The 17,472-nt window shown below is 38.4% G+C and carries 8 protein-coding genes; 1 reads left to right on the plus strand and 7 read right to left on the minus strand.

The annotated features are described in order from the left end of the window. Positions 1-82 precede the first annotated feature (82 nt). The 6 genes from GC096_RS17280 to GC096_RS17305 form a co-directional block, all read right to left on the minus strand. Positions 83-5,140, minus strand: coding sequence for an Ig-like domain-containing protein (locus GC096_RS17280; protein ID WP_171631877.1), 5,058 nt, complete (start codon positions 5,138-5,140; stop codon positions 83-85). 726 nt (positions 5,141-5,866) lie between these two features. Further along, positions 5,867-7,750 (minus strand): ATP-dependent helicase, encoded by a 1,884-nt coding sequence (locus GC096_RS39355; RefSeq protein WP_171631879.1) that lies wholly within the window; start codon positions 7,748-7,750, stop codon positions 5,867-5,869. Next, entirely contained in the window at positions 7,750-9,549 is a 1,800-nt protein-coding gene (locus GC096_RS17290) for an ATP-dependent nuclease (protein WP_171631880.1), read from the minus strand. The genes GC096_RS39355 and GC096_RS17290 overlap by 1 nt, the downstream gene beginning before the upstream one ends. A gap of 182 nt (positions 9,550-9,731) precedes the next feature. Next, a complete protein-coding gene (locus tag GC096_RS17295; RefSeq protein ID WP_171631882.1) occupies positions 9,732-12,023 on the minus strand; it encodes a helicase-related protein in 2,292 nt (763 codons plus the stop codon). Then, complete coding sequence (locus tag GC096_RS17300; RefSeq protein WP_171631883.1) at positions 12,013-12,951, minus strand: Hachiman antiphage defense system protein HamA; 939 nt, start codon at positions 12,949-12,951, stop codon at positions 12,013-12,015. Before GC096_RS17300 ends, GC096_RS17295 begins: the two co-directional genes overlap by 11 nt. A 1,019-nt stretch (positions 12,952-13,970) precedes the next feature. Further along, a complete protein-coding gene (locus GC096_RS17305) occupies positions 13,971-14,786 on the minus strand; it encodes a hypothetical protein (RefSeq protein WP_171631885.1) in 816 nt (271 codons plus the stop codon). A 540-nt stretch (positions 14,787-15,326) separates the two neighbouring features. Between GC096_RS17305 and GC096_RS17310 the strand changes: the two genes are divergently transcribed. Beyond that, positions 15,327-16,295 carry a cation diffusion facilitator family transporter gene (locus tag GC096_RS17310; RefSeq protein ID WP_171631886.1) on the plus strand — a complete coding sequence of 323 codons (969 nt, stop codon included), beginning with the start codon at positions 15,327-15,329 and terminating at the stop codon, positions 16,293-16,295. 87 nt (positions 16,296-16,382) lie between these two features. Here GC096_RS17310 and GC096_RS17315 read toward each other — a convergent pair whose 3' ends face one another. Further along, on the minus strand, positions 16,383-17,444 hold the full coding sequence (locus tag GC096_RS17315; protein WP_171631888.1) for a LacI family DNA-binding transcriptional regulator: 1,062 nt from the start codon (positions 17,442-17,444) through the stop codon (positions 16,383-16,385). Positions 17,445-17,472: the final 28 nt, after the last annotated feature.

The raw sequence follows: 17,472 nt of genomic DNA on the forward strand, positions 1-17,472 counted from the left end.
TCCTCATACAGTGATAGAGGTCTAGTTAAAGGAACTGCCATTCCCTGTTATTTACAACAAGGTAACAGCAGCCCCTTCTTCCTTATTGGCTTTGCTGTAACAAGCGTTGAATAATGACCGCCGCTTCTGCTCTTGATGCAGCATCATTCGGCATAAAGCTGCCCCCACTACCTTCAATCATGCCTGAGCTCTGCAAGGCTGTAATCGCATCTTGTGCATAGCTTGCAATCTGTGAGGCATCGTTGAAACTCGTCTGTTGTCCATTTGTGCTCAGACTCATCTTAAGCAACTGCAACGTGCGATACATCATGACAGCCATATCTTGGCGTGAGATATTGCCATCTGCTCCAAAGCTGCCATCCTCGCGTCCGCTAATAATGCCTAGCTTCTGCGCTGCAGCTACCGAGCTGTAATACCAGTCAGTGGTATGAATATCGTTGAAACTTGATCGGTCTTGACCCTGATCCAACCCAAATGTCCGCATAAGCAGCGCTAGAAATTCAGCGCGCGTCACCGAGCTGTTCGGATCAAATTTTCCTTTGTCAACACCATGAACGATATCACGAGCGGCTAGTGCATGAATGCTAGATTCCGCCCAAGACACGCCTTTCAAATCGTCAAAGGTTACGTTGTTGTATGTTACTACGTAGTCGCCAGGCTCACTTGCAGCAAATACCATCTCTCCTGTTGCTGCCCGATAAGTGCCATGAACAAGCACCTTTAGCTTCCCATCGCTAGTTAGTCCACTCACGACAACCTGCTCTGGCTTTTCTCCAGGTTGGAGCTTATACGCGAATTCAATTTTTGCTGAAGACCCATGAAGTGTTGTCACTGGCTTATCATCCATTTGAATAGCCAGTCTATATAGCGAACCACGGCCTACTGCTTGGAATTCTTTTTCGGTTAGTGCTTTTGCATCCAACAGACTGAAGATAATCGTTAAGTTCTTCGCTTCTGCATCTGCTTCTGCTCGCAAGGCTTGAACTGGTAAAGAAATACGTGAATCTCCTGACTTGAACGCCAACTGCGTGATTCCCTTCGCGCCAATCTCTTGCAGCATCGCAAGTGGCAGCGTTGCTATTAAGGATGAAGCGGACTCACCTTTGGGAACATCCAATTGCAGCGTATTGTTCTTAGACTTCTCTATCGCCTGCCTTAACTGCTCGCCTGTAATGGTGTTTTCTTTGGTTGGCTGGGCAGGAAGGGATGGTGTCGGCGGATTCGGATTTTCTCCGCTTTCAGTAGGTTCCGGTGTATTCGCAGCCGTTACCATTACATTCGCCTTCGCACGCAAATTCGTACCTGCAACATCTCCTAATACGATAAACGTACCGACCGATGCATACTGACCCGCAGGGATATTATCCCAGCTAACAGCCAAACTTTTCTTCGTGTTATCACTATAGGTAGCTTCAACTACTGTCGGTAATTGTGGCGCTGTGCCGCTTACTGTCGTCACTGACACCGGTGTTAGGGATGTAATGAGCGCTTGCGGTTCATCTAGCGCATTCACTGTTACATTCGCCGTTGCACGCAAATTCGTACCTGTGACATCTCCCAACACGATAAACGTACCGGCCGATGCATACTGACCCGCAGGGATATTATCCCAGCTAACAGCCAAACTTTTCTTCGTGTTATCACTATAGGTAGCTTCAACTACCGTCGGTAATTGTGGCGCTGTGCCACTCACTGTCGTCACTAACACTGGTGTTAGAGTTGTAATGACCGGCGTATTCGCAGCCGTTACTGTTACATTCGCCGTAGCACGCAAATTCGTACCCGCGACATCTCCGAACACGGTAAACGTACCTACCGATGCATACTGACCTGCAGAGATATTATCCCAGGTAACAGCCAGGCTTTTCTTCGTGTTATCACTATAGGTAGCTTCAACAACCGTCGGTAATTGTGGCGCTGTGCCGCTTACTGTCGTCACTGACACCGGTGTTAGAGATGTAAGCACCGCATTCACCGTAATTTGCAGATAGCTAACAGCTTTGGCATTGATCGTACTCATCATTTTCAAGGTAGCTGTACCTGAATTAACACCCGTCACAACGGTTTCCAAACCATTGTTTTGAAGTGATATCACTTTATTGCTGCCGTTCACAGCAGCTTGATTCTCAACACTCCATCTCACGTAGTCCCCTGTGGAATAGAATGGGTGCAACCCGTTCACTTGTGCGCTTACTGTCACGGATTCTCCTTTCTTTATTGAAGAAGCCCCTGTGAGTGCGATACTTGGATCGTTGGTACTTCCTGGCATAACATCAACAGGCGTAAGCACAAAGCGGTCCGTGTTAATCGTTTTGTTCGAGCCACCTTGAAAGACGAAACGGAATTTTTTATCACCTGCTGATTGGAAGGCTACCGTTCCCAAGTCAAAGAATTTAATGGAATCTGCAGCATTTTGGTTCCACACACCGCCGGCACTTGCTCCATCAATAAACCATTGCCCGCTGCCTCGCGACGTCGATACTTTGGCTGCAGCCTGAACATTGTAGACACCCGCTTTAGGAACAGGAATGCTATATTCGATATAACTACCTGCTGTCGTAAGCGTAGACGTAAAGTTCATACCTCCTTGTGCTGAAGCATTCGGCGTTGAGCCACTGCTTACTTTAGTTGCTGTACCGCCGCTAACCGTTGTCTTGTTGGCCGTGAATAAATCCGCAGCGACAAAAGTACTTGCAGTTGGCAGTTTCGGAATAAAGGCGTCTTCCGTCGCTTCGAACTGATCGATGGACAACTGACCCGTACCATGACTATCAAGGTGTAAATCAACGATCATGACGGCTTGCTCCTGCTTGCCATACACAATCACCTTGCCAGTACTTCCCGCTGTTCCTGTACCTTGAATAATCAGCTTACCGTTATTCTTGGAAAGGTTAGCATTCGCGACATGTTCATCCGCATAGAGAACTTGGTAGTCATCGCCTTGATAAGCTTCAATCCAGTAAGCTCTACCCTTCGATGAATTTTCGTCTAAATCAATAGCAAAGTTCTTCAGCTGGTCCCCTGTTAAAAGTCCTTTAAAGCGATACGTGTACACCCCTGTATCGTCTAGCGATATATCTTCGATCAGGTACTGCTTCGCAGGATCCAACCAACGAAGATTAACATTCACCGCCGATGGTCCTGTTTTACCTCCACCGGTTGCGATCATTAGCGCCTCGTTCTTATTGTCCGATACTTGCATCATTACGTAAGGCCCTGCATTCTGATTCCAGTCGGCTGCCACGTTACTATCCCAACCTACGCCGTTATAAACGGGGCGCAAGATGGAATCTGTCAGCGTATGAATTCGCTCGGATTTGCGCCAAGTATTGAATTTGGCCATCAGATCAATGTTTTTCTGGCTCCACGTATTCGGATCACTTCCATGCTTGACGTTTCTAGCAAATAAGTATTTATAATACATCGACATATCACCATTGGTCATATCTCCAATGTTGAAATAGACGGAGTTCAGCGGCAAATGCCCAAACAGTCCTGCAAAAACTGGAACATCCAACGTTTCTCCGTACTCAGTTGACGAAGTTGTCCATCCGTTATCAATTACGTGTAATAGCTCATTCGAACGGTCGCCTTGTGTCGGCCAAATATCCACTTCCGTTGTATATTTCGCTTTGTAATCTGGATACTCATCCACAACATCGTTCAGAACTTGATTCGTCAACACGTTTTTACGATATACATTGTCCGTCGGATGTGAATATGTCGTAACGGCTTGGTTCGGCCAAAACTCCGTTAAATCGACCATTTGATGGGACAAATGATAGTTCTGGATCATATACTCAATGCTGGTTTTTTTAGCAGCAATGACAGCAGGATCGGCTAAATCATTCCCACGGTTATGATAACCGCCCGTCATCGAAAACCATAGTCCAAACATCAGCCCTTGATCCTTATAGTAATTGGCCAATCCAATCATATCGTCCGTATAGGAAGGTAGCGCTTGTGTGCCGTCTCTTGATGTACCGTTATCATCAGCGTTGTTCCAGCCATCATCAAACATCACCATATCAAATCCAGCTGCTTTCGTCTTCGGTACAGCTACAGAGCGGTAGTACGCTTCATTGCGTTTAGTTGTACCCCATTGCCAATCGTTCGTATTGAGAATGGTTGAGGTATGATTATACTTGAACCGTTCTCTCAAATGCGTTTCGACGGCCATTTTACCATCTACAATATCCCCCTTAAAGACAGCCAAGTTAACAGCAATATAAGGGAATTGCTCATTTGGGAACAACACAAGCTGCAGAGATTCCGGGTTCGTAGAGACCTTTACCATATCCCCTTTAAAGGCACTAATTCCTGCGAAGGATCTGGCCATATAGGGAGCGCCTGTATCTGGCGAGCTCGGATCTCTTTTCAGAATTTCCGTTTTGGAATTGACCTCAGGCCCCACATAGAAACCATCACCGGTATCATAACGATTAATAATAACTTTAATATCTTCACTAACTTTAGTCGCGTTGGCTTTATCTACGCCACCAGTTGTACTGGACCATTTGGTGATATAGGCATAATGCAAATTGTGGGCTTGATCCGGAAAGTCAAGCTTGATAACATCTGAAGATGTGATTTGAAGCCTTTTATTCGGGCTGTTATTTTTGAGATATGCTTGATATTTCAAACCCGCACTGCCTTTGTACAGTTCAAAAGAAAGCGTAACGGTTATCCCATTTTTGGTTGCTGGTATTTCCAATCGAGTTCCAACGGTGGAGATCTGTCCATCGGCTGCCTTCATCGTGATCGCGTGCTCCGTAGGAGTCCCTAGCACGTATCCGCCGTCGTTAGCGTCTAGACTTTGCGTTGTTCCAATTGCTTCTTTCCCCGTCTCCCCATTTTCCAAATAACGATAATTATAATGGAATAATGTGGAGTCGTTGTCCGCTGCAACCTGCGGCATATACTCGACACCTGCTGCTTTATTATAGAAGCTTGTCATGCGTATACTGCCATTATCCATGTACTCGATTTTCGTACGAAGCGCATCATTTTCAAGCGTCCATGTCAAATTATTATTGACTAAGTTCCAAGGTGAAGCTGCATCGGCTTCCGTTGGTTTGGCTGCAAGACAAAAACTGATCAGCAGCATGAAGCATAGCCCTAGTGAAAGTACTCTTCTCAACAATATTTACCTCCTTGACCTTCTGAGAGGTCATTGATTTCGTGATAGCCCTAACATGTAACTCAAAATAAAAAAACTTCCCCCCGTTCTCCAGCTACAATGTAATATAAAGCGCTTACTTAAAATTAACACACGCCAAAAGACCTTGCTATGCGCACAAGCTGACAAAATATATCTTCAAGCTGTCGACTTTTCATGCGTATCGATTATTGATATATTTGCGGTCATTGATGGACATTATGATTAAAAGCGCTTCCAGATAACGGAAACAGCACCTTCAACTTTAGAGTTGAGGGTGCTGTTTATTCGTTTGGGCCTGGCGGCCAGAAAGGTCATTTGTCCTGAACAAAAAAAGGAACCCAGCCAACGGGGCCGGGTTCCAGGATTTTGATGATTTCCAGGGAGTCAGAGAAAAGGAAAATCAACGCGTAAATCCTTGTGTAGCAAGGATTTACGCGTTTCATGAAAATGAAGGTGTTTCATTTTCAATGCGCCGCGGAAAGCCTAATCGCTCAAATCATTTCAAAAATCATTTCAATTTTAATTCAAGATTCAAAAAGATTGAGTACTTAATATGTTCTTGATTAACTGTAAGCGGGAACGCATCCATTTCAGCAAAGGTATGAGAATCAATAATAATATCCCCCCCTTAAGTATATTTGCAATTTTTTGTATTAGCTTGTAAGGAGATATTACGAGTTTTAAATTATCCTTAGGAAGTGTTTGTTAACTTTCTAATTCTAAAACGAATCTGGAAGCTGTTTGTGGTTTAATACCCCAAGGAGTCTCTTTCAGCAATGGATAAGTTAAATAGCAAAGTCTTTTTGATCGCGTTATAGCAACAAACATATTATGTTTTTCTTCAACAATTTGTTTTTTATCTTTAGAATTATTAAAAGCCTGTACAGCTCTGTAGTCTGGAAACACACCATCATTAAGTCCCATTATAAATACAACATCGTATTCCAGACCTTTAGACATGTGAACTGTTGTTAAAGCAATTCCTTTATCTCTAGCCGTATGTGCATTACCTAAAGAGACTGTTCTAACAAAGTTGCCTAACGACCTTTCACCAGGAGATGAGTTTTTAGTATAACTGTTCCAGTTTATTTCCCACGATTTCAAATCTTCACTAATAAGAATCTTTTCATGTTCATCTAGTTGGTCTTTAGAATGGTCAATAAAATCTCTCAATAATTTTAATGCTGTATGGAATTTTATTTCCCTCTCATTCTTCAACAATAAATTCCATGCATCATTCAAAACTTCTATTAGTGATCTCCAATAATCAGATGGGCTCTTCTCATTTCTAAGCTCTTCAAATGTCTGATATTTTCTTTTACTATTAATAAGTTTAGACAGTTCTACCAAATGCAACTTATCACGATTGTTTACAAGCAATCTTATTCCTAATTCAAATGCCTTTACAAAGTCTGACTCACTTGAAAAGGAACCTTTTGCTGATACTTTTAGCGTAAATTCAAAATTATTTGCATTAAGTAATTCTTCTATTCGCTTAAACACATACCGGTTTCTCGCAATAATCGCGATTTGCTCAAGTGTGATTACTTGGTTCTCAACATCAGGATGTCCACTTTTCAATAATAATTTTATTTTTTCAATAATGTAGTCAGCTTCTAATTGTTCATTCTCAAATTCATGTATTTCAAACTCTCCGTTGTACTTACAAATTCCATAGACTTCAAAAGACTTTTCTATTTTGTTAGCTGCTGCTATGACTGATTTAGATGACCGATAGTTCTCATAGAGCTGAATTTTTTGAGCATTAAAATCATCCAAAAAAATTTTATTTATATATTCATTATTAGCCCCACTAAACCCATAAATTGATTGATTAGGATCTCCTACCATTGTTACTCCAATTTGATCTCCGGCAAGTGCCTTGATCACTTCATACTGAGCTTTGTTCAAATCTTGTGCTTCATCAATGCAAATATACTTATAAACCTTTCTATACAAACGAGAAATACTTTCTCTTTCAGTTAGTATTTGAAAAGTGTATCTAAGAATATCATCGAAATCTACTACACCCTGCTGCAATAGCATATTATCATATTCTTCAAATAGTGTCTGAATTAATGGATCATCATTATAATCATCTGAGAACTTCAGATTTCTTTTTGCAGTGCTCAGATCATCGAGTAGATTCTTTATTATTTTTTGGTTCTCTTTAGCATCTAGGCCCAAATACTCTGTTTTAAAAGAAGGAATGCTCTCAATTGCTTCTTTAAATATATGTAGTCGGTCATTATAAGATTCACAAATATGCAATTCGTCAGGCAATCCAATTGAGCTACCTCTTGAAGTAACTATATCAAAACAAAAACTATGGATTGTCCCTATATAAGTGAAATCCTCTAGTTTTTTCTTTCCTAATGATTCAATAAGTCTTTCTTTTAACTCTTCTGTAGCTTTATTACTAAAAGTAATTGCCAGAATTTTTTCACCTTTTTTTAAATTTGAAATTATTCTTTTTATTCGTTCAGTAAGAACTCTCGTTTTTCCGCTTCCAGCTCCTGCAATTACCAACAAGTTCTTGCCTGAAAAATCAACTACCGCTTGCTGTGCATTAGATAAGCTACTACTCACTAATTTCCACCTTCTTTCAAATCATTTTCAATTTTAACAAATAAATCTTTGAGCTTTTGCGGAATTCTCCTTATTTTCTTTCTTGTTTTGCAGATCTCTTCTGCAATAGCTGTTGGATATTTTGTTTTATCAGACATAATACAATCTTTTGTTGCCCTATAATACCCTCCGTCTTCATCAGCTTTATAATTTCTTACAATGCCACCTTTGCCTTTTTGATCATTATAATGATTAATATAGTATTCCAAATAGTTCGGATCACTTTCTACTTGACATATAGCTTGCGTTATTTCTTTAATATAACCTTGTGATAAACAATATGTTTCAAAACATTCACCATTTTCTATTACAAAAACATTATCAAAATCAGTCAAATTAAGTTGAACTTGTTCTCCAATTAATTTTTTTAAACATGATTTTAAATCTCTTAGAGCTTCAGTCTCACCATCACTAAATACATACCATTTAATACTTAAACGATTTAGTACTCTCATAAATGGTGTATAGTTGTTACCTCCTACTCCAATAATATTGATACCTAACTCGAACGGTTCTTTGTTAAAAAACTCTCTTAAAAAAACTGTTAGTGCCTGTTCTTCAGTCTCCCCTTCTGCCAGTACAACTGCATTTGCATATAAAATTTCACCTCGGGTATTCATAACCGTTCTTCTTATTTTGCGTATATCATCATCGCTTAAATCGTCAACTAATAAAGGTAGCGCGACTGAACAAGCATCCACTTTTCTAACATACCTTATCTTATCAAGTTGGATTTGTGATAAAATGTATGGCGAATGTGTAGTGATAATTTTTTGTCCCATCATTGCATTTATATCAGAAAATAACTGACGCTGTGCTTGAGGGTGCACGTGAACCTCTGGCTCTTCAACAAGTATTAATGGAAGATATGCTAGCTCATCTGATATTCTCTTCTTTATTTTACTATTAATTTCGGCTTTAATAGTAGAAAATACTGCCCAACTCCTAACCCCTAAACCTAAATTTTCTACAGATGTAGGCAATGAATTTTTATTTGTATAATAAATATTCATGCCTTTATACAATGATTCAATATCTCTCGTAATAGGACTTATATCCACTTTACTTTCTTTTTCAGCAGTTGTGACTTTCAATTCATGACTTATTGATTTTAAAATCTCACTCTCATGAACGATTTTCTTATTAAGACGCTGGAGTTGCGTTTCGATGCTACCTCTTACAGTATCAGATACCTTTATCTTAGAAGTTAGCTTCCCCCATATTGATTTTTTATCTCTGATATCCAAAGATATATCTCTTTGAGCATTAACTAAGATATTCTCAATGCTTTCTAGAGTTTCTCGTCTGATACTATTACCGATTTTTGAAGTACCTACATCTAACCAATTATCTATTTTATACTTAATATTCGTATAAATTTCTTTGTCTGGATCGTAAGATATCTCTGTTCTAAATGCAAAATACTCTTTATCCGTTGTATTATCCAATGCAACACTATCGCCAAATGCTCTTGACCATTTCTCATCAAAAGCATCCTGAACTGTTCTATTTGCATCTATTGGCAATATTCTTACATCGATATGTATTTTCTTTGATTCATCATAAGGCTCATCTTTGGAGATGTATATGTCTTCTCTAAATACAGAGGAAAAATCAAATGCTAGATTTACTGCCTGAATAATATTGGATTTCCCTGAATTGTTTTTACCTACAATAACAGTATAATCATCAAGTTCAATTGATACTTCTTTAAGTGAGCGGAAATTCTTAATATATACATCTTTCACTAGAATGCCCATTTTAAGTCCTCCTATGATACGATTGTTTCTAAAAAATCAAACCATACTACTTCTCCTAGAAATAAACTTCGACAAATTCAAGTTATTCACCTTTGTACCTACGGGCTAATAGCCCAAGACCATAGTCTTGAGCTACAATCAACTCCACCCTCACTAACAACTTCTGCAATTATCTAGATTTACTAGGTTGTAATTAATTTTCTTAATAGGTTCAATTCATAAGTATCTAATATCCTTTTAAATTGATCTTCAAGATAGTCAAAATTATTATAAATTGCCTCTCTACTAAAATTCATTACATCATTCATTCTTGACTCTAATTCTTTAATCGCTGTTATTGGAAAACCCATTTCAGCGAGATAAGACCCAATCTCTGTTTGGACTCCTACTTCGTAAAACCTGATAATTCCATCAATGGCTAATGTATCAGACTTAACATTAGATAACTGACAAACATATTCTAATAAATTGCCAAAAATAGCAACAAACTTAGGAACCTTATACTCTACAATATTTCGAATATTATAAAATACTTTCATATATGCAGCGTCTACCGTTTCATAAGAATGCTGTTCAGTTTTATCTAATTCATGTTTTAATAATAAGAAAAAACCATTAGGCATTGCATACTGTGTTGCAATTATTCCATAACGCCTAACTTCGTATTCATCCAGAATATTTACGAGATGAAAATAATCAAGCAATCTATAAATAGTATTATTAGAAAGAAATGCCCGTATACTTGAACATTGAGCGACTAGACTTTCTAGTTCATATTTGCTTAAATTTTTGAGGGCCTTTATAATTTCGAGTTGTTTTAAACTATCGACTAACCTGTTCTTGAGAAGAATGTTCGGGTCAATTCCCTCATCAAAAATAATTTTATCTCTCAATGCTTTTGCTTGAGCATTTGAAATCGTTAAATCATCCAAATGACAGTTATCAAGGTCGATATATCCCAAGGACCTGTCACTAAAAGTAACAAAATCCAATTTATCGTCTTCTTGTTCAAGTTTCTTATAAATTTCAGATTCTAAATAAAATATACGTCCTATAAAATGGTGATAATACCTACCTGCTCTTCCATTAATATTTCTTATATCAAATGATTTCAACTCTTTATGTCCCTTAGTTTTACCATAAAAAATAATATTTTTAGCTTTGGTGTTCACACCTTCGGTAATCGAGGTAGTTGTGAAAATAAACTTGATATCTCCTTCGTTAAATCGTTCAAGAATTTCATTTTGAATATATTTTGGAAACGATCCATGGTGAACGCCAAACCCTTTTTTTAATGCATCAACTATAGACCAACTATTAGATGTTTGAAGGCCATCATGATTAAAAGAATAGCGTCTTTCCAAATGTTGAATAAAATCATTTAATTTTTTTGAATTCATTCCTGTTGGACTTAAATCCCTTGTTTCCCTCGCAAGTTCAGTAACTTTATTTTTTGATTCAGCATACACAATAGTTTGTCCCATATTCTTATTAAGAATATATGAAATAATAGTTTTTAATTTATTAAGTTTTGATGAGTCTATATATTTAATTTTTTCGTCATTTACTCTCAATATACTGGTCCAAGATATGATATGTTCTTTTTTTATAAGCTCCGTCTTAATATTAATAGGAATTACTGAGAACTTCTTAATGAACCTTTTAAATCCATCTCCTATTTTATCAAGATTAATATAGGGACCCGCTAGATAAAAGTCGTTAGTAGATTTTGATAGCAAATATAAAGTAATTCTAAAAACTCCATCTCTCTCACTTTCAACTACATTTTCCCCATTATCTGCCGTATTAAAAAAGTTATCAATTTTATATATTTCATCCATAAAGAAAAAATCTAGCTTTAATGTAGGATATTCATTGATAAAGTGAAGCATCCTCTCGGGAGTCAGTATAAACAAGTTGTGCTCTTCAAGTTCAATATGGGTATTATTAATTATCTTATACTTTAGTTGCTTTTCCTTAATAAACCGTCTAAATTCGAACACATTTTCATTAAGTAAAGAAACTGTTGGGAATATTAATGCAATATTATTATAACGATCTCTATTGTGATAAATAAGTTCTCTTAAAAGAAACGTTTTTCCAAATGATGTTGGTGCACTTACAAGAAGTCGTTTGTTTTCAAGCGATTGAAATTCTCGAAGGACTCTCATTTGGTTATAATCAAGCCTATTTCCCGTTGTAGTTGTGTAATATTGATCAATCAAATTATTTTGAAATACAAAACTGAAATCGTCGTCTGAAGTTAAATCTTCTAAATGTAAATCGTTCATAATATTATAACCAAACGTTCTCATTTTTTGAGATGCGATATATAATAGCTCTTTCATAAGAGGCTCGTCTTTTTCTGAACTCTGCTCTGAAATTTCACATACAATGTCTTTTAGATTATTAAAACTTTCGTCTGAACCATCGTATGCATTTATGAATTCAAGTAGTCTTAATTTACGCTCCATTTATCTCCACCATTTTCCTTCTTAATATTTCCAGATCACGTATAGGAATAAATAGGATTAGTACCTGATATTCAATATCTAAAAGCGAGTCAAACTTGCTATCAAATTTTTCTATTAAATTCGATAATTCATTTTTTATATTTTCGTCGATATCATCCTCTACCTCATAGACGTCAGGGGAAGAATAGGCTAAAAGACAAGGAAATACTATTTTAATTTTTTCTTTCTTAAAAAACTCATTCAATTCACTTGCCTTATCAACCTCAGAAAGCTTCCGCATTTCAGCCTTCATAGATACCATATTGATCTTCTTTAGGACTTCCAATGCTTCCTTAACAGCACTCTTCTCTTTATCTGCAACAAAATATAGTTGCTTAGATGTATACAACATATTGGTTTTTTGCTCTAAATCACTTGCGATGGAGCGCAGGCAATAACCTGTATCCCCCATTTTTGCTTGACCTAGCCACAATTCATTTTCGGTCTCACTTGTAACAATGTGTAGTCCATCAAATCCTTTTATTTCTTGATTGTCGCTCATTTGTCTATAGATAGCTCTAGTGGCTAATTTGTTTACGTTTCCTCTAAATAAGGTAATAAGCAAATCCAATAAAAGCTCGCTGTATAGACCATTTGAAGAACCATTCCGTTTTGGTAGTCTATGTTGCAATGCAAAGGTTGCAGCTGCTTCCAGATTGCTAAGCAACTCATATTCGAATGCATCCTCAACTTCTCTTTCCGAATAAGCATAAAAATAAATATATTTTCTCATAAATGATGCTAGCAACTCTTCAGTACCATTTTTATAGTTATGCCTGTAAGGATGATACATATGATTTTTTTGCTCGGAGTTATATTCATATAAAATTAAATTTCGCATATGTGAGCCAATTAGATCTTCAAATATTTCATAGTACTTCTTTCCCATGAAACCAACTCCAAATCGCCTAGGTTCTTAGTACCATATATCCATATTTCGACATATACTTTCATTTTCCCTTCCTATATTTTGATAATAATACATATTTAATAATCTTCTCCTTGTTTCAAGTTGTAAAATAATCCTGTTACAAAGAACAAGTCTTCACTTAAAGCATGGAAATTCGGATTACCCTACACCCTCACATTTATATCTATATTAATCTTGAATGCCTCCTTATTTCGCAAAAAAATACCAAGCACAACAATCGTGCTTAGTATTTTATATTTTCATATTGTTAGCGAAAGGAAGCTCATGTTCAAAAGTCCATTTAGAAGTGTAAATAAAACCAATAAGTAGTTCGAAAGCAAGATGACACACATTTATTTGTATTATGCAGCTTCTCTGTAAACGACTAGGTGAAGCAACTGACAATTAACTTACAGTAAACCACCACACATACCCTTGGCCCATAAGGGTTATTTCTAATAAAAAAAGCAGGAGACCAGCCAACGAGGCTGGGTCTCCTGCTTTTTCTGGTGTTACCGCGAATATAATATGATGTACATAAAGCTCCTGCTGCCTTATTTAATAAGGCTTCAGGAGCTTTATCATTTATAAGATTTATCATAGAGTTGCCATTGGTATCCCTACATTATTTATGGTTCCCGACAAGAAACCGACCAAGTTTATTGATAAGTATCCTGACTTCTCACCAGTACGGAATTTCAATTTCAATACTCTCTTTAAATAATCTAACTTACATAGTTTACGTTACTTTTCTTTAATAATTCCTACAAAACATTTTTCGCCTTAGATAAAGAGATGCTGTCCTGTTTTTAAAAGCAATTCTAGAATTACTGTTACTCCCTTTTCTCCATCAGTCAATTGCTCCAACTGGAATACGTAACTAAAAACTGATGAACCCCTAGACTCCCAACTAGCTATTTTATATCGGTCATAGTATTTACCAGTGACTAGCTTTTCTAGTTAAATTTGCTTATGAGTTTTATAAATTACATTTTATATTATTTTACATTATTAATTTCACTTTTTTTCAGGATTTTAGATTTGATGTTAACTTTTTGACGATCACTTAGTCCATTAAGATACTTAGACGTAAATAATTTGGCTCGATCTAATAAATAGTTAGGTATTTCTGGTGGAGTTTTTTGTGAGCCTACTCTTGCAGTCCCAAAGCTATGTAATTGAGTACCTTTCCACCCTCTAACCGATATAGGGTTAATATATGAAACTATTACCATACCCGGTAACTTATTATATATTATTATATGACCATTAAAAGAAAACCTAACATGGGTGTCAATGACTCTAAACGCATAATCTTTGAGCACAACGCTATTAATGCTTGAGTACTTATCTTTATCAATAAAGTATAAATGATGTGCATAAAGTCCAGGATCATTTCTTTTTTCTAAAAGATATTCACTCCAAATATTCAGCGCTTTTTTTAATTGATTATGTACATGAGAATTTTGATAAGTATTTTGTGTGAAGTAGAGAGTTCCGACACGCCAACTTAAAGATATAACAAACTTCAGAAGCCAGTCATCGTAATCAAATCTATTACTACCATTATGATAATTATAGAATATATTACTAGAGAAGGGGGTTTCAGCTTTATTTAGAATACCTTCGCAACCCTCACATAATAAATGTGGTTTTGGTAAATCTTGTTCAGGTTTATTTGGATTCATAAGATTTCTTAAATGTTCCGCTTTTGATGTATTTCTAATCCATTCACCTATAAACTTTGGCACAATATGGCTCTTTTTAAGTGTCTTCTCTTTTTCACATAGTGCACAAATCCCTGTAATTTCCACAGTTAATATTAGCCCCCAGTAATAAAATGTTACCCCCAATCCAACAGTTAATAATAAAAGCTCAGGAGTGTTTAATTAAAATACTTCGTTATATATTTGGAGATTCCTTTTTACTGTATTTCCTATTTCTCTAACTTTTCTTGTTCTCTTTATTATTTTCTACTTTAAGATAACGTTTTTTGGTCTGCAACATTATATTTTCAATTTTGTAGATGCTGAGAATCTTGACATCCGACAAAAAAAAGGAACCCAGCCAACGGGGCCGGGTTCTAAAAGTTTATATTAAAAAGGGGGTCTTGTTTATTATATTACCAAGTGAACATTATGGAACCATAACAGGAATATTTCATTTCTGTTACAAATTAGAAAACGCTTTATATTCTAATTTGCTGTCTCTGTTCTCCGCTCTCCGCACTGCCCCGCTCCTCTCCTCCCACACCTCACCTTCAAATTCTTCCCCAATTCCAGTTGCACGTTTCACCCAAGTGGCATATACTAAGTATACACTAATTAGAATAATTCTAAATAAGGAGGAACCCTATGAGCGTCGAGTATGACTATCATCATCTCCACCATGTGAAAGAACAAAGTAAGTCAAGAAAAACCCTATGGGTTACCCTCATATTAACGGCCTTTTTCACGCTTGTTGAAATTATCGGAGGGGTGCTTTCGAATTCCCTTGCTCTTTTATCCGATTCGGCTCATATGATTTCAGATGTCATTGCACTTGGTTTGAGCATGGTTGCTATCCAACTAGCTACGCGCCAACCCAATGCTCGCTTCACATTCGGATTCCTGCGCTTTGAGATTGTCGCTTCTTTTCTCAACGGATTAGCGCTTTGCATCATCGCTTTGGGGATTTGTATCGAAGCCGTCCAACGTGTACTCCACCCTCAGCCGATACAATTGGGACTCATGCTAGGTATTGCCTCGATCGGGTTTGTCGTTAACCTCGTCCTTACGTTGGTTCTCCATAACAGCGTCAAGGAGGAAGACAATCTGAATGTGCAAAGCGCGCTCTGGCACTTTTTCGGAGATTTGCTTAGCTCGGTGGGTGTCATCATTTCGGCCATTGTTATTTATTATTCCGGTCTTCTCTGGTTCGACCCGCTGATTTCGATCGTGATTGGGGGCATTATTTTTACAGGTGGCAGCAAAATCATTCGTGAATCCTTCATGATCCTGATGGAATCCGTCCCTGAAAAGTTTAATCTAGACGAAATCCGCTCTGTGATCGCGAAAGTTGAAGGCGTAGAAGATGTCCACGAAATGCATCTCTGGGCGGTTTCGACCGACCATTATTCCCTGACTGCGCACGTGTTTATTAGTCCTAACATTCAGCCCTTTTGTGTCATTCTCGCTATTAATGAGACGTTAAAAAGCAAGTACAACATCGAGCATGCCACGATTCAAATCGAGCACGCGGACATTAATCCGCACGGGGAATACGGGAAAGATTTCCTGCGGCAGCAAAAGCAGCTGAAACAACAAAACCACACAAGCGCCTAGCGCACCCTTAGAATAACCAGCTTGATGGAAGCTTCCTTCCTATTACAACAAACAAACCGTTAATCACCTCCAAGGTGACTAACGGTTCTATTCGTTATGCGTCGAATTACGCACAACCATTTCCATATCGATGAGCAGCTCATGCCCCTTCATCTGAGCCAGATACGAATCCAGCAGTATCGCGCTTTCCTCGTCTACTTCTTCCCCGATCTGCCGCATCAGGAAAGCCGCAACTAAACGCGTTTGCAGCTCGACTGGCATCTCGAAGCTCGTAATGGAAGGAGTACTCGCCTTCGCAAAATGCTCATTATCCATTCCGATAAGCTGCACTTCCTCAGGAACACGGATGCCTCGCGCATGGCATTCAGCAATCAACTCCAGCGCTAACGCATCATTGAACGTGTAGATGCCGATAGGTCGCAGCCCGCCGCTCACACGCAGCGCCTCTTCCAAAGTTCCAGCGACACCCAGCTCTCCTGCATCCAAAAGCGCATGCACGATCGTCTCCGCTCGGTCACCTAGCCCCGCCCGAAAACCCTCGATGCGCTGCTCATTCGCGCCCATTCCCTTCCGTCTTCCCGCATAGAAAACAGCTCGGCAGCCATGTGACAGAAAATATTGAACGGCCTGGCTCGAGGCCTTGGCAAAATCCAAATTCACAGCCAGTTTCGTAATCTCATTCGGCCACCCCCACCCGTTAAAGATGACAAGCGGCGTTCCTTCACCGACTAATTGCTGTGTGGAATGCATGCTGATCGCCAAGCCATGTGAAACTAATCCATCAACTCGTCGTTGCAGCAAATGCTCAATATGCCTCGTCTCCACTTCAGGATCCATGCCTGCCGCTGAGAATACAGATAAGTGATAGCCGTAACTGTGAAACCTTCGTTCTAGCTTCTCAGCAAATCTGCCATAATACCCGCCAAAATGCGGGAGAATCAGCCCTAACTCATTCGAGCGTCGCCGACTTAAATTCGTTGCCATGACATTTCGGCGATAACCTAGTCGCACAACCGCTTCTTCTACTTTGCGGATGGTTTCCGGAGACATCGGAACCTTCCTTCGGTTAATAACATTCGACACCGTCGCAATGGACACACCTGCCTCAGAGGCAACATCGACGATGGTAGCTTGTTTGTTTTTTTTCATCCCATGCCCTCATTCTTGAAACGCTTAA

This window comes from Paenibacillus plantarum, from assembly GCF_013141695.1.
GTDB lineage: Bacteria > Bacillota > Bacilli > Paenibacillales > NBRC-103111 > Paenibacillus_E > Paenibacillus_E plantarum.

Coding starts and splice junctions, on each gene's coding strand:
- GC096_RS17315 (WP_171631888.1), bottom strand. CDS start 17,444: ATGAAAAAAAACAAACAAGCTACCATCGTCGATGTTGCCTCTGAGGCA.
- GC096_RS17295 (WP_171631882.1), bottom strand. CDS start 12,023: ATGGAGCGTAAATTAAGACTACTTGAATTCATAAATGCATACGATGGT.
- GC096_RS17290 (WP_171631880.1), bottom strand. CDS start 9,549: ATGGGCATTCTAGTGAAAGATGTATATATTAAGAATTTCCGCTCACTT.
- GC096_RS17300 (WP_171631883.1), bottom strand. CDS start 12,951: ATGGGAAAGAAGTACTATGAAATATTTGAAGATCTAATTGGCTCACAT.
- GC096_RS17310 (WP_171631886.1), top strand. CDS start 15,327: ATGAGCGTCGAGTATGACTATCATCATCTCCACCATGTGAAAGAACAA.